Source organism: Cerasicoccus sp. TK19100 (assembly GCF_027257155.1).
GTDB lineage: Bacteria > Verrucomicrobiota > Verrucomicrobiia > Opitutales > Cerasicoccaceae > Cerasicoccus > Cerasicoccus fimbriatus.
The window spans coordinates 434,071-455,557 of the sequence record NZ_JAPWDU010000001.1 but is presented as its reverse complement, the minus strand read 5'-3'; the positions used below and the strand labels follow the sequence as shown (position 1 = coordinate 455,557).

At 55.5% G+C, this 21,487-nt stretch carries 22 protein-coding genes and 1 tRNA gene; 15 read left to right on the top strand and 8 right to left on the bottom strand.

What is annotated here, in order from left to right:
• Positions 1 to 43: 43 nt before the first annotated feature.
• From O3S85_RS01845 to O3S85_RS01835, 3 genes are read right to left on the bottom strand one after another with little or no spacing between them, the layout of a single operon-like run.
• Positions 44 to 724 carry an NAD(P)-dependent oxidoreductase gene (locus tag O3S85_RS01845; protein ID WP_269537404.1) on the bottom strand — a complete coding sequence of 227 codons (681 nt, stop codon included), beginning with the start codon at positions 722 to 724 and terminating at the stop codon, positions 44 to 46.
• Positions 724 to 987, bottom strand: a complete 264-nt coding sequence (locus tag O3S85_RS01840) for a Txe/YoeB family addiction module toxin (RefSeq protein ID WP_269537402.1) — start codon at positions 985 to 987, stop codon at positions 724 to 726. The genes O3S85_RS01845 and O3S85_RS01840 overlap by 1 nt, the downstream gene beginning before the upstream one ends.
• Positions 984 to 1,226 (bottom strand): type II toxin-antitoxin system Phd/YefM family antitoxin, encoded by a 243-nt coding sequence (locus O3S85_RS01835; protein WP_269537401.1) that lies wholly within the window; start codon positions 1,224 to 1,226, stop codon positions 984 to 986. The genes O3S85_RS01840 and O3S85_RS01835 overlap by 4 nt, the downstream gene beginning before the upstream one ends.
• A gap of 208 nt (positions 1,227 to 1,434) precedes the next feature.
• Here O3S85_RS01835 and ilvB point away from each other — a divergent pair, with 208 nt between their 5' ends.
• Positions 1,435 to 3,210, top strand: a complete 1,776-nt coding sequence (gene ilvB, locus O3S85_RS01830) for a biosynthetic-type acetolactate synthase large subunit (protein ID WP_269537398.1) — start codon at positions 1,435 to 1,437, stop codon at positions 3,208 to 3,210.
• 152 nt (positions 3,211 to 3,362) lie between these two features.
• Positions 3,363 to 3,824 carry a GNAT family N-acetyltransferase gene (locus O3S85_RS01825; RefSeq protein ID WP_269537396.1) on the top strand — a complete coding sequence of 154 codons (462 nt, stop codon included), beginning with the start codon at positions 3,363 to 3,365 and terminating at the stop codon, positions 3,822 to 3,824.
• On the opposite strand, the gene O3S85_RS01820 is transcribed toward O3S85_RS01825, so the two are convergent.
• Positions 3,817 to 4,506 (bottom strand): glycosyltransferase family 2 protein, encoded by a 690-nt coding sequence (locus O3S85_RS01820; protein WP_269537393.1) that lies wholly within the window; start codon positions 4,504 to 4,506, stop codon positions 3,817 to 3,819. The genes O3S85_RS01825 and O3S85_RS01820 overlap by 8 nt on opposite strands.
• A gap of 44 nt (positions 4,507 to 4,550) precedes the next feature.
• Complete coding sequence (locus tag O3S85_RS01815; protein WP_269537390.1) at positions 4,551 to 5,324, bottom strand: 16S rRNA (uracil(1498)-N(3))-methyltransferase; 774 nt, start codon at positions 5,322 to 5,324, stop codon at positions 4,551 to 4,553.
• 61 nt (positions 5,325 to 5,385) lie between these two features.
• Between O3S85_RS01815 and O3S85_RS01810 the strand changes: the two genes are divergently transcribed.
• The 4 genes from O3S85_RS01810 to O3S85_RS01795 are packed head-to-tail and all read left to right on the top strand — an operon-like array spanning position 5,386 to position 9,866.
• Positions 5,386 to 6,789, top strand: a complete 1,404-nt coding sequence (locus O3S85_RS01810; RefSeq protein WP_269537387.1) for a TolC family protein — start codon at positions 5,386 to 5,388, stop codon at positions 6,787 to 6,789.
• Positions 6,789 to 7,901, top strand: coding sequence for an efflux RND transporter periplasmic adaptor subunit (locus O3S85_RS01805; RefSeq protein ID WP_269537384.1), 1,113 nt, complete (start codon positions 6,789 to 6,791; stop codon positions 7,899 to 7,901). Before O3S85_RS01810 ends, O3S85_RS01805 begins: the two co-directional genes overlap by 1 nt.
• Before the next feature lie 6 nt (positions 7,902 to 7,907).
• The gene (locus O3S85_RS01800) at positions 7,908 to 9,161 is read left to right on the top strand and encodes an ABC transporter permease (protein ID WP_269537381.1); all 1,254 of its coding nucleotides are present in this window, start codon (positions 7,908 to 7,910) and stop codon (positions 9,159 to 9,161) included.
• Between the two features lie 3 nt (positions 9,162 to 9,164).
• Positions 9,165 to 9,866 carry an ABC transporter ATP-binding protein gene (locus tag O3S85_RS01795; protein ID WP_269537379.1) on the top strand — a complete coding sequence of 234 codons (702 nt, stop codon included), beginning with the start codon at positions 9,165 to 9,167 and terminating at the stop codon, positions 9,864 to 9,866.
• Here the strand turns inward: O3S85_RS01795 and O3S85_RS01790 are convergent.
• Positions 9,863 to 11,608, bottom strand: a complete 1,746-nt coding sequence (locus tag O3S85_RS01790) for a mechanosensitive ion channel family protein (RefSeq protein WP_269537376.1) — start codon at positions 11,606 to 11,608, stop codon at positions 9,863 to 9,865. The two genes, O3S85_RS01795 and O3S85_RS01790, sit on opposite strands and share 4 nt — an antisense overlap.
• 104 nt (positions 11,609 to 11,712) lie before the next feature.
• On the opposite strand from O3S85_RS01790, the gene O3S85_RS01785 reads away from it, so the two are divergent.
• Entirely contained in the window at positions 11,713 to 12,354 is a 642-nt protein-coding gene (locus tag O3S85_RS01785; RefSeq protein ID WP_269537373.1) for a nitroreductase family protein, read from the top strand.
• Here O3S85_RS01785 and O3S85_RS01780 read toward each other — a convergent pair.
• On the bottom strand, positions 12,351 to 13,622 hold the full coding sequence (locus O3S85_RS01780) for an MFS transporter (protein WP_332107531.1): 1,272 nt from the start codon (positions 13,620 to 13,622) through the stop codon (positions 12,351 to 12,353). The two genes, O3S85_RS01785 and O3S85_RS01780, sit on opposite strands and share 4 nt — an antisense overlap.
• 219 nt (positions 13,623 to 13,841) lie before the next feature.
• On the opposite strand from O3S85_RS01780, the gene amt reads away from it, so the two are divergent.
• Entirely contained in the window at positions 13,842 to 16,004 is a 2,163-nt protein-coding gene (gene amt, locus O3S85_RS01775) for an ammonium transporter (protein ID WP_269537369.1), read from the top strand.
• On the top strand, positions 16,001 to 16,369 hold the full coding sequence (locus O3S85_RS01770) for a response regulator (protein WP_269537367.1): 369 nt from the start codon (positions 16,001 to 16,003) through the stop codon (positions 16,367 to 16,369). Before amt ends, O3S85_RS01770 begins: the two co-directional genes overlap by 4 nt.
• A gap of 81 nt (positions 16,370 to 16,450) precedes the next feature.
• On the opposite strand, the gene O3S85_RS01765 is transcribed toward O3S85_RS01770, so the two are convergent.
• Positions 16,451 to 16,526, bottom strand: a tRNA-Arg gene (locus O3S85_RS01765).
• Between the two features lie 91 nt (positions 16,527 to 16,617).
• Between O3S85_RS01765 and O3S85_RS01760 the strand changes: the two genes are divergently transcribed.
• From O3S85_RS01760 to O3S85_RS01735, 6 genes are all read left to right on the top strand, one after another.
• The gene (locus tag O3S85_RS01760) at positions 16,618 to 17,688 is read left to right on the top strand and encodes a tyrosine-type recombinase/integrase (RefSeq protein WP_269537366.1); all 1,071 of its coding nucleotides are present in this window, start codon (positions 16,618 to 16,620) and stop codon (positions 17,686 to 17,688) included.
• A gap of 5 nt (positions 17,689 to 17,693) precedes the next feature.
• Positions 17,694 to 18,479, top strand: coding sequence for a hypothetical protein (locus O3S85_RS01755; RefSeq protein WP_269537365.1), 786 nt, complete (start codon positions 17,694 to 17,696; stop codon positions 18,477 to 18,479).
• A gap of 43 nt (positions 18,480 to 18,522) precedes the next feature.
• Entirely contained in the window at positions 18,523 to 18,957 is a 435-nt protein-coding gene (locus tag O3S85_RS01750) for a helix-turn-helix domain-containing protein (RefSeq protein ID WP_269537364.1), read from the top strand.
• Positions 18,954 to 19,763: a rolling circle replication-associated protein gene (locus O3S85_RS01745; RefSeq protein ID WP_269537363.1), complete on the top strand. Its 810-nt coding sequence runs from the start codon at positions 18,954 to 18,956 to the stop codon at positions 19,761 to 19,763. Before O3S85_RS01750 ends, O3S85_RS01745 begins: the two co-directional genes overlap by 4 nt.
• A complete protein-coding gene (locus O3S85_RS01740) occupies positions 19,745 to 20,065 on the top strand; it encodes a hypothetical protein (RefSeq protein ID WP_269537362.1) in 321 nt (106 codons plus the stop codon). The genes O3S85_RS01745 and O3S85_RS01740 overlap by 19 nt, the downstream gene beginning before the upstream one ends.
• A 198-nt stretch (positions 20,066 to 20,263) precedes the next feature.
• Complete coding sequence (locus tag O3S85_RS01735; RefSeq protein ID WP_269537360.1) at positions 20,264 to 21,487, top strand: DNA cytosine methyltransferase; 1,224 nt, start codon at positions 20,264 to 20,266, stop codon at positions 21,485 to 21,487.

Sequence of the window (21,487 nt, the reverse complement as noted above, 5' to 3'; positions counted from 1 at the left end):
TAGTGCAAGCACTTCATACCGAGGCGAGGCATTCAACCCAGCCTCAACGATGCGCCAGCGCCGACGCCGATTGACAACTGACAATCGCCGGGGCTTCGTGGATCAGCGAATCGTCCTCCAGCGCGGCGACCATGAACAACGCGAAGTCGATGCGGCGCGTGCGGTTACTCTTGAGAATGGCGTCGCCTACGTGCGGCGACCAGACCGGCAGCCCCTCGCTCTCGCCCTCCTCCAAATCACTGCCGCGCACAACGGTCCAACGCGTGTCACTGGCAAAGATGCGACGGCAGGCCTCGACTTGGTCATTGATGTCCGCAAATTTCACCAGCCGCGCCCCCCAAGTGACAACCGCGATGAACACTCTGAAGAGCAAGGAAAACTGGTCCTTACCATCCTTGGTAATGTGCCAGCCGCAGGAGAAAATCAGCCGTGCGCCAGGCTCGGCAAAATCCATCACCGCCTGCGCCGTGCCCGAGGAATAATCATCCACGCCCCACGGCACCAGCACCACCAGCACGCCGTCGCAGCCAGCAACCGCTTTTTCGATCACCGCGCGGTCATTAGTCCGGCCCGGAATGATGGTAATGCGTTCCTTAACCGCATCGAGCTTGCCCACGCTCTCCGGCCGGCACACGCCGACGACTTCATAGCCCCGCTCCAGGCAATGCGTGATCATGTATTGCCCGAGCTTCCCCGAGGCACCAACGATGCAGACTTTTTTCATTACTCATAGTGCGTCCAAAGACGCAGGACTTTGACGGTTTTTGCTTCTTCAAGCACCTGATAAACCAAGCGGTGCTGGATGTTAATACGCCGCGAGTAGGCACCTTTCAAGTCGCCTACCAATGATTCATAAGGCGGCGGTTCGACAAAGGGATTTTCCGCGATGACGGCCAACAATTCTTTGGCTTTTTCCGCCAATGGCGTGCCTTTCAGCTTTTTGGCGTCCTTTCGCGCCTGCCGGGTGTAGACCAGCGTGTAGCTCACAGGTCAATCTCCCGGCTGCATTCGTCAACCGGTTCACGCATGCCTTCGATGATCGACTCGCGCATCCCGGGAACGCTCAGCAAGTGCAGCGTTTCCTGAATAGCCCGCCAATCTTCCTCCGCAACCAAAACGGCACTGCCGCGCTTACCAGTGATCTGAACCGGCTCATGCGTGTCGTTGGCCGTATCGATCAGGCGATACAGGTCAGAACGCGCCGAAGTTGCCGTTATCGATTTCATGGCTTAAAGCGTGCGGAATTACGTGCGCCTGTCAAGCGATGGCGTGTTACAGTTTATGCACAATAATATCCTTGCCCGGGCTCCCCGCCCCATCTAACTTCCCGCGCCCTAAAAGCCCGATTTCCCGCTTTGGGATTGCGTTTGCTGCTCTGGTGGCAAGCATGGAGGGTTTTCCATCACCGAAAATAACCCAAACACATCGAAGACAATGAAAACCGAATCAGTCGTTAACTTCCCGCCACAGGATGAGCAAGGTCCCGCCATGAAAGGTGCTGACGTGCTTGTCGCTTGCCTTGAGCGTGAGGGTGTCGACGTCGTCTTCGCATATCCGGGCGGCGCTTCGATGGAATTGCACCAAGCCCTGACCCGCGCCAAGAACATCCGCACCATTCTCCCTCGCCACGAACAAGGCGGCGGCTTCATGGCGCACGGCTATGCCCGCTCCACTGGCAAGGCCGGCGTTTGTATGGCCACCTCCGGCCCCGGCGCGACCAACCTCGTCACCTGCATTGCCGATGCCTACATGGACTCGATCCCTCTGATCGCCATTACTGGCCAGGTGTTCCAGGAGTTCATTGGCAAGAGCGCCTTCCAGGAGACCGACTTTTTCGGCATGACCCTGCCGATCGTAAAGCACAGCTTCCTCGTCCTCGAGGCCGAAGAGCTGCCCATGATCGTCAAGAAAGCCTTTGAAATCGCCACCACCGGCCGCCCTGGCCCGGTCGTGATCGATATTCCCAAGGACGTTCAGCAAAAAATCTGGGAGCCCGTTTTCCCGGCGGAAGTGGAAATCCCCGGCATGATCCCGGTTCCCCACGCCTCGGACGAAGAGCTGCTCCAAGTCCTCAAGAAGCTGGAAACCAGCAAGCAACCCGCGCTTTACATCGGCGGCGGCATCATCTCCTCGGAGTCGACTCCCGAGCTGCGTGAATTTGCCGAGCTGACCGGTGCGCCCGTTGCCTCCACCTTGATGGGCCTCGGTGCCTTCCCTGCAGACCACCACCAGAGCCTTTACTGGTTCGGCATGCATGGCACCGTGGCGGGTAATTGGGCCGTGTGCGACAGCGACGTCCTCGTGACTCTCGGTGCCCGCTTCGATGACCGCATCACCGGCACCGTTTCCAAGTTTGCGCCCGATGCGCACATCATCCACTTCGACATCGACAAGAGCGAGTTCAACAAGAACAAGTTCGCGCACCAGACGATCTACACCGACGTCAAATACGCGCTGACCCGCATGATTGAGCTCATCAAGGCCGGGCAGTTCAAAAAGCCCGACCTGAGTGAGTGGTTCGCCACGATTGACCAATGGAAGAAGGATCACCCGTATCCCTTCCACTACAAGCCGAGCGAGCACATCCTCCAGCAGGACGCGATTAAGACGCTGTTCGAAGTCACCAAGGGTGAGGCCATTATCGCCACCGGCGTGGGCCAGCACCAGATGTGGGCACCGCAGTATTACCACATCAGTGAGCCGCGCACCTTCATCAGCTCCCTTGGCCTCGGTACGATGGGCTTTGGCTACCCGGCCGCGCTCGGTGCCGCCGTTGCCCACCCGGACAAGGTCGTGGTCGACATCGACGGCGACGGCTCCTTCCTGATGAACGTTCAGGAAATGGCCACCGCCAAGATTGAGAAGATCAACGCCAAGATTTTGCTCCTCAACAACCAGCACCTCGGCATGGTGGTGCAGTGGGAAGACCGCTTCTACGACGGCGTTCGCGGCCACACCATCCTTGGTGACCCGAACAACATCGGCGGCCCGGACAACCTGGAAGCCATTTACCCGGACTACGTCACCGTGGCTCAGGGCTTCGGCATCCCAGCCAAGCGCGTCCACAAGAAGGAAGACCTCAAGGCAGCGATCGAAGAAATGATCAACACGCCCGGGCCCTTCCTGCTCGACGTCATCGTGCCCTACACCGAGCACGTGCTGCCGTTCATCCCACAGAAGAAGTCCGCCAAGGAAATCCTCACCGACTAGCAGCGTCCCGCTGCACCGGAGAGTCGGCCAATGGCCGATGGCTGTGAGACAAACGAAAGTTTTTCGAAACGCGTCCCTGTTTGGGGCGCGTTTTTTCGTAAGTTAATTCAAGCGTTCATTGACGTGATACGAGCAGCGAATATTTTCGCGAAATGACCACGCAGAGCAGCGATCTTACCTGGGTATGCGATGACGCAGCCATCGACTGGCACGAGCTATCGGAGCTGTATCGCATTGCCCCCTTGGGCGAGAAGCCATCGGCAACGCTCAAGTTGGTCTTTGGCAACAGTCGCTATAAATGCTTTGTTTTCCGCGATGGAAAAATCATTGCTGTGGGCCGCGCCTTGGCCGATGGCGCCGACTGCTCCTACATATGCGATGTGGCCGTCCACCCCGATTGCCAAGGCGAAGGCCTCGGCAAACGCATTATCGAAAAACTCGTGGAGCTCTCCCGCGACCATAAGAAAATCATCCTCTACGCCAACCCGGGCGCGGAGCCCTTTTACAAGAAACTCGGCTTCCTGCCGATGAACACCGCCATGGCAATCTTTAGCAATCAAGCCGAAGCGGTCCAAAAGGGAATACTCAACGGATCGACTGCTAAACCTACTTGAAGAGATTGTATTTCAAGATCGCGTAAATAGCCCGGAAGCCGTCCTTGTAGCCGATTTTTTTGCCCTCTTCGTAGGTGCGGCCGTAGTAGGAAATGCCGACCTCGAAGATCCGCACTTTCATCCGGGCGACCTTGGCCGTAATCTCCGGCTCGAAGCCGAAACGGTTTTCCTCCACCTCGATCTGGTCGATGATCTCCTTTTTGAAAACCTTGTAGCAGGTCTCCATATCGGTGAGGTTGATGTTGGTGAACATGTTGGAGAGAAACGTCAGGAACTCGTTGCCCATCATGTGCCAGAAATAAACCACGCGGTGAGACTCGCCGCCAGCAAAGCGCGAGCCATACACAACGTCCGCTTTGCCATCGAGAATTGGCTGAAGCAGCTTGGGATACTCCTTGGGATCATACTCCAGGTCGGCATCCTGGATGATCACGATGTCGCCCGTTGCCGATTTAAACCCCGTGCGCAGCGCGGCTCCCTTCCCCTGGTTAACCTCGTGGTAGACGACCTTGCTCACGACAGGCTCGATCTTCTCCTTGAGGATGTCGCGTGTCCCGTCGTTGGAGCAGTCATCGACGACGATGATTTCCTTGTCTTCAATGACGGAGGCATTCACAGCGGCCACCACGGTCTCAATCGTGCTGCGCTCGTTGTAGCAGGGAATCACAACGCTGAGTTTCATTGCCAAGACGTTAATAGGCAGTCGCTTTGAGAAGCGAGGCTAAATCACATGCGGCCCCATTTCGCCAAAAGCACGGAAACTCCGGCAATGCACGCACTCTCAGTGCGCAAGACTCGCTCGCCGAGGCCCGCCAGCTGAAAACCAGCCCCGCGCAGTTGATCCCGCTCACAAGCCGACCAACCCCGCTCCGCGCCGATGGCCAGCGTAGTTGGCTGCTCTGGCAAATCCAAGGAGGACAGCGGACCGACGCCTTCATAGACGTCCAAGGCCGCCCGCCCCGGTGTTTCAATTTCCTCCAGCGCGTCGGTTAATTTTCCGAAATGCCGCACTTCGGGCAACTGCGTGGCAAAACCCTGCTCAGCGCCCTGCCAGAGCCGTTCGCGCCATTCGTCGGTAGACCACAGTTTGCTCTTGGCGTAGGAGGGCTCGCCCTTTTCGGCTTGAAAGAAATCAATGCCCGTCACGCCGAGGCAAGCCGCATCAAAGAGCACCCGCCGTGCAGTCTGCGGGCGCGGAACACCCACCAATAACCGAACGGGATGCTGGATCGGCAGTTCCGGCTCCCAATCGATAGCCAAAGTGAGGCCCGCATCGCTATCGGCGATGATTTTTCCCAACCCGCGTGGACCGTTCACCACGCCGACGTAAACCGGGTCGCCCACCCCCAACCGGATGACCTCGCGAATGTGCCGCGCCCGCGGATCGTTGGCAGAAATCTCACTGGCCTCGTGGGCAGAGTTGAAAAGAATCAGATTCACCGCGCCAACGATTGCGCGGAATCGGTGAGCGGCAAATCTATAAATCACGGGCTCGGCCACGGTGATTTTGGAAAATGTTTGCCATCCCCCCGCCCTTCCCGCTTGTTACTCGTTTTTTCACATGTTCGGTTCACCACTCACCCACCAATTGTTGCGCGTCTTGAGCGCGATGGCCCTGCTGCTGGCCGGGCCGATGATTCAGGCAGAAGAGCCACTGCATCTGCCGGAAACGGTTTTCCCGGAGCTGGAATCCATCCTCAAACAGATGGAAGACGAGTCCCCGGAAATGCTGATCCACCGCGCCCGCGTGCAGGCTGCCGAAGCCAACGAAAAAGCCCAGCTGTCGCCCAAGTGGCCGAAGATTCACCTGAATCTGCAAATGACCAATCGCAGTGAATTCCGCGACAGCAACCCAACTTACCAGAACACCACGCAGCCCTTTGGCATCGCGCGTTTGGAGCAGGACCTCTACCACTGGGGCGCACTCGACGCCCAGCGCGACATTGGGCAATTTCAAAAGGCCATTTCGGAAAATAACTACGCCGAAACTTACCGGCTACTGACCCTCCGTGTCCGCACGCTTTACCTGCGCCTGCTCTTTACCCGTGAGCAAATCGCCTACTACCGCGCCGAGAGCGAGCGCTACATGCAGTCCCTCGAACGCAGCGAGCAGCAGGCGGAATCGGGTCGCATCACCCAGGACCAACTGGAAAACGACCACCTGGCCCTCGAAGAGGCCAACATCCAATTGGAGCGCACCACCAGCGAAGCCGAAATGCTCGAAGAAGACCTTCGCCTGGCCACTGGTTGGCAAGGCCCCATCGATGGCCCCACTCAAGGCCTGCTCCAGCGGTTCACTGAGCTGGAGCAAGAAGAGGCCTCCATGGCCGCTGAAGTTATCTCCAGCTCGGCTCCCCCCTCGCTCGCTTACAAGAACAAGGAGCAGGAATTAAAAATTGCCGAAGCCCAATACGTACGCATCCGCGCCCAGAACATGCCTTTGCTCGACTTCGTTACTGAGGCCTACCAAGACCAGATTGCCTCCCAGGGCCAGGACAACATCGACCGCACCGTGGTCGCAGTTTACCTGCGCGTAAACTGGAATATCTTCGACGGTTTCAAAACCAAGTGGGACAAGATCCAATCCAAGGCCCAGCAACGCGCACTCAAGCTGCAAGCCGAGCACATCGCCCAAAAGGATAAGCTCGAGGTCGATCGCCTGAGGCGCGATCGTAAGCTGATCGAGCGCGATATCAACTTGTGGGAGCGCCGTGTGGCACTAAGCGAAAACCAGGTAAAGCGCGTGCAAGCCGAGCGCGAGAAAAACACCGCGACCGAGAGCGATCTCATTGCCGCCGAGAACACCCTGCTCGCCGACCGGCTAACGCTGGTTAACTACCGCCTGAGCCTGTTCACGAATTCGACTGAGTTGCTCTCAATCTTTGGCGATGATCCATTCGGTGCGCCGAAACATTCGCTCGAAGAACCAGTCCAAGACGTTTACGACGAAGACTTTTACTGGTAATGAAAAGCCTCTGGAAAATACTTGTTATCCTGATCGTGGTCGGTGCCATCGTGGCGTTCACCATGGTCAGCTCCCGCACGCAGGTGAAGGCGGTGCCCGTCCAACGCGGCACAGCGCTGGATGCGATTTCCGGTAACGTCAGCGTGGAAGCAGCGCTCGATATTGAGCTGAAAAACCGCGAACCGGGTCTCATTGTCGAGTCGGCCTACGATCCTAGTTTGGGTGGCGTGCCCGTGCGTGCCGATCAGGTGGTCTTCAAGCAAGACACCCGCGACCTCGATTTTAAAATCGAGAACATCAAGCTGGAGCTGGAAACCGTCAAACAGCGCATTGCTAACGGCTCACCGCTCGAGCCCGACCTGGAGACCGCCAAGCAAGAGCTTGAAGAAAGCAAACGCCTCTCCGACATCGGGCAATTCCCGAAATCCGAGCTCATTAAGCTGGAGCGTTCGGTGACCAAGCTGGAGCGCCAAGTCCGCCAGCAATACATTGACTGGGAGGCATCCGAGCGATCGCTCACCCAACAAGTGCGCCAACTCGAAGAGCGACGCAGCGACATGGAGATCCGCGCACCCATCGACGGCCTGCTGATCAATGCTCAGGTTTTCCCCGGAGACTACGTGGAAGGGCCCACCGTGCTGGGGCGCATTCTGAGTAATCAAAAGCTGGTCCGTATTAGCATCAGCGAGGAGGACTATCCAGGCATTCGCCCCGGCCAACCCGTATCGCTCAAGCTACTCGGCGTCGGCAGCAAACTCTTTACCGGCGAAGTCACCCAGCTCCTGCCAACGTCGAACGCCGAGACCAAGCGCCGCGACATTTTCGTGAACCTGACCAACGCCGAAGACGGGGACCTGGTCGATGGCATGACCGGTGAATCCTCCGTTACCAAGGCCAGCCGCGACAACACCTTGATCATCCCCCGCCGCGCACTGCTGGGCAACATTGTGTATGTCGTCAATGGCGAGCTCGTGGAAGAGCGCATCGTCGAAACCGGTTTCATTGGCCTGGTGCAGGCAGAGATCACCGGCGGCCTCCAGGAGGGCGATCAAGTGGTAGTCGAAGATCCCAGAGAGCTCCGGCATGGCGATAAAGTGGAAGTCATCGAGTAAGCGACCGTGAGCCCCAATTTCGCCATCGCGTTTCGATTCATTGTCTCCCGCAAGCGCTCCATGTTCATGAGCTTAGCGGGCATTGTTTTCGGCGTGGGTTTCTTTATCGTCACCCAGGCGCAAACCAGTGGCTTCGAGCAATTTTATATCGATACGATTGTTGGTGCCGACAGCCCGATCCGCATCGAAGACCGCTTCCAACACATCGATCTTTCCATCCAAGCCGCGGACAAAGATGGCAAGCAAAGTGGCTTCATCGCTGAAACGGACCCCAGCCGAAAATTCATCCGCGGCATCGAATACCCCGATAAACTGCGCATCGCGGTGGAGGAGTTTTCCGACGTGACTGCGGTGTCCGAAGTGCTCAAAGGCGAAGCGCGCGCCATCAGCAAAAGCAGCGAACAAATTGCCCGGGTGCTTGGCATCCGGGTGAAGGACCACCTACAGGTTACCGACCTCGACCGCCAAATGCTGTGGGGCAGTCTCGACGACTTTAGCTTTAACCCGAGCGCGGTGCTGCTGGGCCGCAAGTTTGCCGAGCGCATGCACGTGGAAGTTGGCGACTACATTCTTTTTGAATACGCGGGCGACACCCGCCGCTACAAGGTTGCCGGTATCTTCGAGACCGGCATCGAGCAGATCGACAAGCAGCGCGTTTTCATGCACATCGGCGAAACCCGGGCCTTGTTCAAAAAGCCTTTTGGCGAGGCCATTTTTCAGATCGGCGTGCGTGACCCCAACCAGGCAGACCGCGTCGCCGAGCGCCTTGAGGAGACACTTCAGCACAACGTAATCCCTTGGCAAGAGCGCGAGAAATCCTGGCTGCAGGTGTTCAATGTCCTGCGCATTTCCTCGGCTATAACGGTCTCCACCATCATCCTGATTTCCGGCCTTGGCATGTTCAACACACTGGCGATGCTGGTGATGGAGAAGACCCGGGAGATCGCGATCCTGCGCTCCATCGGCTACACGCGACAAGACATATCACGCATATTTCTGTGGCAGGGCTTCCTGGTGCTTATCGCGGGCACGATATGTGGTTGGGCCTTTGGCGCATTCGTCACCTTTGCCATCTCGAAGCTGCCTATCAAAATTCGCGGCATCTTCACCGCCGACTCCTTTATCGTCAACTGGGACATCAACCACTACCTGTGGGCCGCTGTCGTGGCGGCGATCACCGTCATGATCGCGAGCTACATTCCCGCCCGCCGCGCCGCCGCCCTGGAGCCCGGCAGTATCATTCGCGGAACCAGCATGTAAGCCATGTCCGAAGCACCGCCAGCCAACAACCAACCCGTACTCCGCGCCGAGGAGCTGCACCGCTTTTTGGGCGAAGACGAATCGCGGGTGCATGTGCTGCGCGGCGTAAACCTGGCGTTGCAGCCGGCCACGACTTATTCCGTGGTCGGGCAGTCTGGCTGTGGCAAGAGCACGATGCTGTATTTGCTGGGCCTGCTCGACCGGCAGGACAAAGGCAAGATTTGGATTCGCGGCGAACTGATGTCCGACGCTTCCGATGCCGAGCGCACCGCCGCACGCAGTCGCCACATCGGCTTTGTATTCCAGTTTCACTTTTTGCTGCCGGAATTTAGCGCCGCAGAAAACGTCATGCTGCCCATGCGCAAGCTGGCAGTCCGCACACCAGATGAGATGCGCGAACGCGCGGAATACCTGCTAGGTCTGGTTGGTCTGGGCGAGAAAGTCGACCGCCTGGCCACTCACCTTTCCGGTGGTGAGCAGCAACGCGTCGCGATCGCACGCTCGCTGGCGAACGACCCTGCCCTACTCCTTGCCGACGAACCCACAGGCAACCTCGACGCGAAGAACTCCGACATGATTTTCAATCTCCTTCAGCGCCTGAGCAAAGAGACTGGCCAGGCTATTCTAATGGTTACCCACAACACCGAACTCGCCACAAAAACCGACGCCTGCCTGCGCATGCAGGATGGCCAGTTCATTGATTAACCGGCCGGTGCTTCCGGCGTCCCGGTCTCGGGATCTAGCGCGACCTCCTGCCCGGTTTCACCGGCCAGATGAACCGTATGCGTCGGCATCGCAAACTCAATGCCCGCCTCGTTAAAGCGTCGCACCAACTCGCGGTTGATCTTGCCCACCTGCGCCATGAAGGCCCAGTAATCCGGTGGAAAATGCCAATAGATGACCATGATGTTCAGGGCGTCGTCCTTGAGGTCATTGAAGAAAACGCGCGGTGGATAGTCCGCGGCGTTGATCGACTCATTCTGCTTCACACCGTCGACTTCTTTCACCGCCAGCACATCCTCAATGATGGCTTGCGCTTCGTCGATTTTCTCCGGCGGCGTGCCGTAGGCGATGCGCACATTAAACAAGCGACGAATAAAGGGCCGCTCACCGATGTTGACGACGTCGGTGTTGGCGACGATTTCGTTGGGAAGACTTGCCACGTGACCGTTCAGCAGACGAATGCGTGTGGAGCGTAAACCAATCTCTTCTACCACGCCATCCTGCCCACGAACGACAATGCGCTGGCCGACTTTAAACGGTTTATCGAGCAGGATCATCATACTGCCAAAAATGTTTCGCAGTGATTCCTGCGCGGCGAGCGCAATGGCCAAACCGGTGACACCCGCGCCGGTCAGCACAGTGGCCAGCGGAACGCCCATTCGCGAAAGCCCCTGGATCAACACGAGCACCGATAAGAGCATGGAAAGTATTCGAATCGCAAAGCGAATCAGTTGCGTATCGATCGTCACCGGGTTCTTCTTTTGCCGTTGTGCAATGATGCCAACTAGCATGTTGCCGAAGATGAGCACTGCTGCCATGAGCGATATGAGCTCGACGGTTTCATCGATGTAATAGAGACCGGCCAGCACATTGCCGGTGATGAAGATGTGATCGTCCAGGAACTCAACCAGCATGGCCGTCAGCCAAGTGGCCAAGAGCGGTAAGAGCAGTCGAAACACCCCACGGAAAGGCGGCAGCCAATTGGCGCTTAGCTTAAGCAGCACGTTGAACAACAGCAGGATGATCAAAATCAGAAAGGCGAATCCGATGACCAGGCATATCCATTGCCAGATGCTCTGGTTGGCGACGCTCACGAGCATCCACTTGGGCAGAGCCCGAATCCAAGAGCTTGGAATCAACGGACCCGGCGTCATAAAATACGCTTCGTAAAATCCGGCAATTTTCTCGTCACGATAGTCCATTGACTTGACGACGGCGTACATTTCATCGGCGTATTCCAGGGTACGTTCGCTAAACTGGAAGCTCCCCACGAACGGCCCTTCATCGACAAAGACGATGACGATGTCCGTATCGTTAATCGACCACATCGGCGGCGCGCCGGACTTCATTTCAGCAAAAGCTTCACCGCGCGTCGGCAGTTCATCGAATGGATAAGGCTCAAAGCGCGAGAGAATTTCCCGCAGGTAAACCGCAGCTTCGATGGCCGTCGTTTCCCGGACCGAGGGTGCGATCTGACGCAAGTCAAAGAGCTTGGTAATTTGGTTTTCCAAACTATACAAACGCTCCTCATTCTCCGACGTGTAGCCCTCCGTTTTGATGACTTCGCAGTAGATATCCGTCAGGTGAATCAACGATTCCCAAGTGCGCTGCGGACTCGATATCCGAGCGAGGTTAAATTTATCGTGCACCCCGTGCCCATCTTCCTGCGCCACCAGCGGAAAAGTCGCCAAGAGCGCGAGTAGCAGTATCAATAAGCTTTTCACCTCATGAGAAAATGTTACCAAGGCGGACGCGAGGCAAGCCCCCAAACGTAAACTTTTGCCGCCAAGCGCTCGACGCGGCAAGCAAGCCGTGCATAGATGTCGCTATGCAATCTGCTGATAAAGTTGCCGCGCTCGATGAAATCATCCGCCAACGACGCACCCTGAAAGTGCTCGCCAATGAACCACTTCCCGAGACCACACCACGCGAATTGGTTAATGAAATCATCGCCGCCGGTGCGTGGGCACCGTTTCATAAGCCAAGCTCCACAGAGCACCGCTCACAGATGAGCTCTTTTGTGCCTTGGCGCGCATATGCACTCGACGCTGGAGCGTGCCACCGCCTCCGCCAAAAACTCATCAACGTAGGTGACGATACCAAGATCGTGCAGATGCTTGCCGCAGCAACGGCGCTAATCCAAGTAACCTGGTTGCCCAATCCGCCCAAGGGGGCAACAGACGCCCCATTCGAGGCCACCCTGGAGAACATGGAGCACATCGCCGCCGCATCGGCCGCGATCCAAAACATGTTACTCGCCGCGACAGCCCGCAGTTTCGAGAGCTACTGGTCCAGCGGTGGCGCGTTACGCGAAACACAGGTCTTTGACTGGCTCGCCATTCCGCAGAAGGAAATTCTCCTCGGTGCGATCTTTCTTTTCCCCACCGACGCCGACGGCGTGGAAACCGCCACAGGCAAACTTCGTGAAAAACGCGGGCCCATCGAATCCTGGGCCAAGTGGTTAACCTAGCGAGTCTCTCGGTCCAGCTCGATGCGAAAGGTTTCCGGCAAAAAGAACACCGACACTGCCGTGATCGCAGATAAGGCCATCAGGTAAAACGCCGGCTCCAGCGCATTGCCGGATTCCGAAATTAGCCAAGTGGCCACCATGGGAGTCGTCCCACCAAAGATCGCCAGGGTAATATTATACGCGAGCGAAATTGCCGAACACCGATACGTCTGCCGCGTGGTCTCCACCATGACTGCGGTGCAGGCACCAATCGAGCCGCTTAGGAAGAATGCAAAACATAATTGCGCAAGCTGCGTGTAAAGCGGCTGCTTCATCTGGACGAGTACAAAGAGCGGATAGGCAAACAACAGACAGCCAATCGAGGAAAACAGCAGCACTGGCTTACGCCCAATTCGGTCACTGAGCCACGCCATCCCCAGCGAGAATAATATGAGCGCCAGCATGGAGATGGAGTTAATTTCCAGCGCCCTGCCCTCAGCCATGCCGAACTCCGTATGCAGGTAGGTGGTCATATAAATGAACAACATGTAGAAGCCCGAACTGCCTAGCAGAAACATCCCCATGATCTGCAGCATCGTGCGCCACTCCGTCTTTACCGCCATTATGAGGGGCGAAGCCTGGCATGGCTTCGGGGCATTACGGGGCTTGAGTTGACGCCGGAAAAAAGCCGCCGCTGCCATGATCACCACGCCGCCCAGAAACGGAATCCGCCAGCCCCATTGGTCCACCTGCTCAGGCGTCAACAGGCTGTTGATCACTGCGCCGGTCGTCGATCCCAACAGCATGCCGCCAAATGCCCCAAGGAAGGCCCACACCCCGATGAAGCCACGGCGGCGGGGCGAAGCATGCTCGACCAGATAAATAATCGAACCGGTAAATTCCCCGCCCACCGAGAAGCCCTGCACTAAGCGCAGCACGGTTAAGAGGATGGGTGCCGCCACGCCAATCGTCGCGTAGTTGGGCAAGGCACCCAGACAAAAAGTCGAGAGCCCCATCAAAATCACCGACCAGCGCAGCACCACCTCGCGTCCCTTTCGGTCCCCCAGATGCCCAAAAAACGCAGCCCCCACCGGACGCGCCAAAAAGCCGGAAGCAAACACGCCAAACGCTGCTAAAAGCGAAGCCGATTCGCTCGCACCAGGAAAGAACTGACGACCAATCACCGCGGCAAAAAATCCATATGCGGCGAAGTCGAACCACTCGAGCACATTACCTATGGCACCAGCGACAATGTGCGTTCTGGTTGGTTGGGGAGATGGCAAACCCACGCTCTCAGGCAAAGGAAATCAAGACGCAAGGCAAGCTCCGGAATATCCCGGGACTGAGGTGCCCATGAAGAAAATTGTGCGATACCAACATGTGCCGTCCAAAAATGTGTGTAAAAAAGCTGTAAAAACCTTTCGACCTCAACAATGTAGGGTTATCCACTTAACCACCCAAACACTTGGCTCGATAATTGCATGATGCGCAATGACTACAACATAGTCATGGAAATTGACGGCTTAAATATTGCTTGGATTCTTCTTACCGCAGCGATGGTAATGACAATGCAGGTAGGCTTTTGCCTACTTGAATCCGGCTTGGTGCGCGCTAAGAACAGCATCAACGTCGCCATCAAAAACATGGCTGATTTTTGCGTTTCCGCAGCAGTCTTCTGGATCGTCGGCTTCGGGCTCATGTTTGGCGACGGCCCTATCTCTGGCTATGTCGGACTGACGGATTTTTTCTTCGATCCAGGACAACAGCCCAAGGAGCTCGCGTTTTTTATTTTTCAGTTAGTTTTCTGCGGCACGGCAATCACCATTATATCCGGAGCCGTGGCCGAGCGGATTCGCTTCAGCGCCTACCTGATTGTAGCGCTCATCGTCTCCGGCATTGTTTATCCGGTGTTTGGTCACTGGGCGTGGGCGTTTAATGAAGAAGGCCCTGTTGGCTGGTTGGCCAAAGTCGGTTTCCTCGACTTTGCTGGCTCAACCGTCGTACACTCCGTAGGCGGCTGGGTCGCCTTTGCCGGTGTGCTGGTTATCGGCCCCCGCCTGGGCCAGTTCGAGGAAAACCAACCTAAAATCCAGGGTCATAATCTAACCCTCGCTTCGGCCGGCACACTGATTCTGTGGTTCGGCTGGATTGGCTTTAACGGCGGCAGCACCCTGGCCCTTGATGAGCGCGTCCCGGGCATTATTGCCAACACAATTATCGCGGGTGGCTTTGGTGGCATATCGGCCATGCTCATTGCCTACGCCTATTACGGCATGCCTAAGACCTGGGCCATCATGAATGGTATTATCGGTGGCCTTGTCGGCATCACCGCCTGCTGTAACGTCGTCTCCCTGCCCTCGGCAGCACTGGTCGGGCTGATCTCCGGCATCATCTGCTTCATGGGGATGCAGTGGTTTGAAAAATTGAAAATCGACGACGCCGTCGGTGCCGTGCCCGCCCACGCATTTTGCGGCGCGTTTGGGACGCTATCCGTGGCTTTGTTTGGCGAAGCGGAAGCCTGGGGCACCGGGCTGAGCCGCATAGAGCAGCTTGGCGCGCAATCACTGGGCATTCTCGTTTGCCTGGTGTGGACCCTTTCCATCGCCGGCGTGCTTTTTCTTTCGCTCAAAACATTGCGTAAACTGCGCGTAACGCCGGAGCAAGAGCACGCCGGGCTAAACGTCTCCGAGCACGGTGCCAGCACTGAGCTCGTAGACCTCATTACAGAAATGGATCAGCAACGCCGCGCAGGCAGCTTCGACCACCAAGTCCATGTGGAGCCGCACACTGAGGTCGGCCAAATTGCCACCGAATACAACCGCGTCATTGCCCAGGTCGAAGAAGAATTCAAGCGCCGCGGAGAAGCAATTGTTGCCGCACAAAATGCCCGCAACGACGCCGAGCGTGCCAACCGCGTCAAAAACGAATTTCTCGCCAATATGAGCCACGAGCTCCGCACACCGCTCGGCATCATCACCGGCTACACCGAGCTCGTCCAAGAGGAACTCCGCGACAACGGCATCTCCGGCTACGGCGAGGATCTACAGACCATTGCTGACGCCAGTAACCACCTGCTCCACCTGATCAACGGCGTGCTCGACATTTCCAAAATCGAATCCGGGAGGCTGGAGATCCACTTGGTCCCGGTTGACATCGCCGACCTGGTCAATCGCCTGTCGCAAACCGTCAAGCCGCTCATTCGAGAGAACAGCAACACCCTGACCGTTAAAGCCACGGCGGATCTCGGTGTGCTCGTTACCGACGAAATAAAGCTTCAGCAATGCCTACTCAACGTGATCTCCAACGCCACAAAGTTCACCGAAAAGGGCGAGGTCAAGCTGGTCGTTTCGCGCAAGCTCAACGAAGACGAGCGAGAGGTCATCATTTTTGCAATCAGCGACACTGGCATCGGCATGACGCCGGCACAGATGCAAAATATTTTCGAGGCATTCACCCAGGCCGACAGCTCCACCACCCGCAAATACGGCGGCACGGGGCTGGGCTTGGCGATCACCCGCAGCTTCTGCCACCTCATGGGCGGGGAAATTGCGGTTGCCTCAGAGCCGGGCGTGGGGTCGACATTCACCATAACGCTACCCGCCGACCTGAGCCCAACGGAAGAACCCATACCAGCTGAGCAACTGAAAATACACTCCGTCCAGCGGACATGAACGCGCCCCAAATTCTCGTCGTGGAGGACAATCCGACCCTCTGCGACATGATCCGGCGCAGGCTAGAACGCCGGGGTTACCACGTGGCTACCGCGAGTGATGGCCTAGCCGGGCTGGATCGCGCGCATACCCTACAGCCCGATCTGATTCTGCTCGATATGAGCCTGCCCGTGATCAATGGATGGAACGTCGCTTCCCGCCTCCGCGCCAAACCGGAGACCCGGGCCATCCCTATCATCGCCATCACCGCCCACGCCATGCGTGGCGACCGCGAACGCGCCTTAGCAGCCGGCTGCGACGAATTTCAAACAAAGCCCATCGACTTCGATGAGTTGCAAAAAAAGATCGAGCGCCTCTTACCCTAGCAGTCATCTTGTGGCGGTGTTTCGTCCAGGCTCGATATAGCGCCATGAACTCGCAGACGAATCCTTTTCCCAGCCAAAAAGTGGCAGGGAAGCCGGGACTCGAACCCGGAACCAACGGTTTAGAAAACCGCTGCTCTATCCATTGAGCTACTCCCCCAAATCACTGATAAGTAAAGACTTAGAAATATATTTTCGCGAGACAAATTCGCCCTTGTCACCCAATTGTGTAACCCTATAGATTTCAAGGCATGCCTGAGCCCGTGAAATCGAGTCAATCCACGTATGTAAAAGTTGCTGAATGCCTGTATCGTCACGAAACATCGGGGAGCTACTATGCTCTTGTTAAAAACAACGGCAAGCAAATCCGCAGGTCTTTGAAGACCAAAGATCTCAAGCTTGCAAAGCGTCGTTTAGGCCAGTTCCGCAAGGATGTCAGCCGACTGGACCTGACGGACGGAAAGTCGAAAATCTCTTTTGCAGAGCTTGCCGAGAAATGGCGCGCAACGATCACCGCACACTTGAAACCAAGCTCGACACGACGCCGCGAAACCAGCATCAACCAACTCAACCGCTACTTTGGCAAGGATACCATTCGGAGCATTACCCGCAACGACTGCGACGCCTGGGTTCAAAAGCGCTCGCCTAAGATTGCCGCGTCCACCTTCAACAATGAACGCGAAACGCTCATCAGTATTTTCGACTACGCCATACGGGAAGGCGTCATCCTCGAGAATCCGGCGACCGTCACCAAGCGCCGCCGACTCGGCAAAAATCATATCCTGATCCCCAGCAAGGCCGAGTTCGCGACCATGATCAAATCACTGCGCTCGATGGATATTCGTTACTGGAACGCAGCTGACCTGGTGGAGCTACTCGCCTACTCTGGCATGCGCAAGGGTGAAGCCAATGCCTTCCTGTGGGGCGACATCGATTGGGAGCGTGGCTCCTACGTCGTCACAGGAGGGGAAACCGGCACCAAGAACCACGAGGCCCGCGTCGTCCCCCTTTTCCCTACGCTCAAGGGTTTCTTAGAGCGGAAGGCTGCCGACACTCCCAACGGTAAACCGGCCCCGCAAACGCCGGTCGTCCCCGCCAAAGACGCCAAAAACGCTCTCATCACCGTTTGCACCCAAAACGAGCTTCCCCATTTCACTCATCACTGTATGCGCCACTACTTCGTAAGTAACGCCATTGAAAAAGGAGTGGATTTTAAAACAATTGCGGCTTGGGTCGGACACAAAGACGGTGGAATACTTGTCGCTAAAACTTACGGCCATCTGCGCGATACGCATTCGTTCGAGATGGCTAAACGTATGTAGTTTCAATGCCAAAGACCACGAAGATAAAACCATTTTCACCTGCCGAATGGCTCGACTGCTATTGGGCTGGCGTTATCCGGTTTCAGTTGGAATACGTCATTATTCAAAAGGGGTTTAGGCCCAAAGAGTTTGATCGGTTTGATGTGTCCAAAAATATCAGGAGGCCGGTAGGATGGAGGCTTAGGATATGGAAAAAGCTTCTAAAAACAGTGTTCAAGGACATTCATTCATTCAAACCAGAAGGGGATGTTAGATCAGCTGCATTCATTATGGGCGCTTATCGTCAGGCTATGGCCATGCTGGATTCCATGGAGGAGCAGTTTGAGGAATTGGATGAGCTTGCTAAGGAGATCGGTTGCAGTGGGTTTACGCTAGATGAAGAAATTGTAGAAAAGGCCGAAAAGCAGATTGATTACTGGGAGCGTTTGTTCGACTTCGGTAAATTTCAAGAGTACGTTCAGAAAGAGAAGCCAAGTGAAATGGAAAAGCTATTCCTTGGGTATGGTGAAGGGTATGGTGTCATTGGCTCTGTCGACGAAACTGGTGAAATCAGGCTCAAGAAACCGACAGATGCAACTAATGTTTATATGCTGCTGCTCTTGATGGGTGATCTGCTTAGAAGGCAACCTTCAGTAAAAGCCGTGCACATGGTCTTTGAGTCTATTTTGGGGCCAAAGTACCACAAGCATTCTTATGAATCATTTAGGCTGCTGTGTAATAGAGTCGGTTTTACATGTGTTTCTTATGCAAGGACTAAGAGGCGAAACGATACTCACGCTAGGGAACGCTGAGAACTGATTGATTTGAGGTTTCCTGGCATATTCTGGCGTCATCATGAAAACGCCAGAAAGCACTACAAGCCACCCTCCCCGCCTAGCTTACTCCAGAGAAGAAGCGGCGGACATCCTCGGGCAATCGCCGGCAACGGTGGATCGCCTGACCAAACGCGGACTCCTCCACCCCTCGCGGGCAACGAGGCGTCCCATGTATCCACGCTGGGAGCTTGAGCGGTTCCTGCGGGAAACATCCGAAGCGATCTCCGCCGAGACTACGCACCAAAACGCGCCTCGGCAAATCGGTGAAATCCTCGACAACCTGAACGGCCCGCGTTCGCGCTCCCATGGCGTGTCGAAAGCCCGGGCAGCCAGCCGCCCCGGACGGCGAAAGAAAGCGTGCCCCCAAGGGTCGCTTTCGACGGACGGACAAGGCGGCGACCTGGTATGTCAGCCCGACAGCGTAACCGCCAACGCCGGAAAGGTTGCGTCATGATCCCAGGGACCCTCTCCGAATTCATCCCGAAATCGTGGTTTCATCCTCGCGGAATTTACAAAGTCATTGCCGACATAACGCCACGCCTGCCTGACGTCTCAGGCTCTTTGTTCCTGACCTTTACCATCAATCTAGTTGAGTTCTCCAGCCCCGAAAGTGCATTCGACTACGCCCGAAAGCGACTCCGCAAGCTGTTCTATAAACTCCGCAAAGGCGTTAAATGGGATGGGAAACGCTATCAGCTCGATTCGCCTTACTGCGTTAAAGTCGAATTCCACGAGAACGGCTGGCCACACTTCCACGTCATATTTCTGACGAAACGTTACCTGCCTAGTGCTCTGTTAAACCATCTTTGGGGAATGGGGCGAACCAACGTCAAGCGCATCAGCAACGAGGATTTTAATTACCTGCTGAAGTACGTCACCAAGGGCGGAGACATTCCCGAGTGGGTGTTGAAGAAAGAGCGGATTCGCATTTTCCAGACGTCGAAGGACTTCTATGCCGTTCCCCGCAAACAATATCCGCCGAAGTCGAAAAGAGATAGTAAGGAAGCCAATGCCGACCAGCCCGAGGCCCTGACCATCGAGCAGCGTCTAGTTAAATGGGAGCACAAAGTTGTTTTCCACGACATGAACGACTGCTTTGCGACCTACGATCTGACCATGCCCTATCAGCAACTACTCGGCGAAATCGTTTTTAACATTGCTCTGGCAGGCCGCTACCTAGGCCGAGGGCAAATCAAGATAACCAGTGAGCCACATTTCATGGCTCTCGAACCATACATAAAATGCAAAACAACAAAGTAAACATCACTGAAAATGGGCTGTTCGTCCGTGGGGTCGTCGTCAGCTCCACGGCCAAAGCCATCCAAATGAAAGACGGGAGCGGCCCGCGGGTCATCATTTCGCACGAAATCGGGACTCAACCTGGCGTCGTGATCTGGGATCAATTCCTAGACCCGCGCGAGCGAACCGACGTTCGCCTAAAAGACGACCAAGTAGCCGAATACCCCAAGCTTGACCTCTACAAGCCGGTGACGGTCCAGGTATCAGCAATGGAAGCAAGCAAAGGCCGAACCGTCATCAAGCGCGGCCAAGTCATTGCATAGCCAATCCAAGCGAACTTAGGGCGGAGTGGATGCGCGCGGGTGCGCGCACCACCCGCCCTTTTTCCTTGTTTACATAGTCAATAACTGTCCAATGTCTCATAACGCTATAAAACTTTGAGCTCGATTATTGACGATTCAAAGTAGCCAGACTAGCCTAACTTTCACTTTGCACGCCGCTAATCCTAAGCCTAGAAAACCATGAGACCTGCTAATCCAGCCCAAGAACTCAAGATGATTGATCTATTCGCTGGTGCCGGAGGATTGTCCGAGGGATTAACACAGGCAGGATTCTCATGCGTATATGCCAATGAGCTAGTCAATCGTTATGCTGAGACCTACCGCCTAAATCATCCACATACGACAGTAGATAACAGCGACATCAGGAGCCTAGATGCAAAATCTGTTCGTAATCTTCTTGGTGTTGAAAGAGGTGAATTAGCCCTCATTGCAGGTGGCCCCCCATGCCAAGGATATTCGATTAATGCGCCTACTCGCTCAACCGAAGACGAGAGAAATCACCTTTTCAAAGAATTCTTGAGGTTTGTTGATGAGTTTTTCCCGCGTGCAGTTCTGATTGAAAACGTTCCGGGGCTGGTGTCTTTTGAAGGCGGTCAAACACTTCAATCAATTCTTTCGAGCTTGGCGGACCGCGGCTACAAAGCTGATGTGAAAATTCTTTATGCACCTCATTTTGGAGTGCCGCAAACTAGATGGAGGACTATCATTGTCGGCCTACGAGACCATAGTCAGTGTCTTGAAGACGCATTTCCCACTCCTCTGTATAATGCTCCAATCAGGGTAAATTTCACCTCCAATTTTGAAGGGCGCAATATCGTGTCGATGCCAACGAACATTGAGTTGCAAGCACACGTCTCCGTAAAAGACGCATTGGATGATTTACCAGTCCTTAAAAATGGTGAATCAGGTCCCAAGACTAAGGAATATCGCATGCAACCGCAAAACGACTTTCAGCGATTGATGCGTCTAAACTCGACACAAGTCACCAATCATGAGTCTGCCCGGCTTGGAAACGTAAACCTTGAAAGACTTAAATTCATTCCACCAGGCGGCAATTGGACCAATATTCCGACAGAGTTGCTCCCCAAGGGTATGCAGAGAGCCCGCAGGTCAGATCATACAAAGAGATATGGTCGCGTCTCTCCTGATGGCCTTGCATCTACAATTTTGACAAAATGCGATCCGCACTGGGGTGCCTATATCCACTATAACCAAGATCGGATTTTCACTGTCCGAGAAGCAGCAAGAATACAAACGTTCCCAGATTCCTTTACCTTCCTAGGCTCTAGAGTAGAGCAATATGAGCAAGTTGGGAATGCCGTGCCACCTTTACTTGCAAATGCCATTGGTCGCTCGCTATCAAATATTCTGAGCGGTTTTTCCGAAATAAGAAAACAAGCCTAA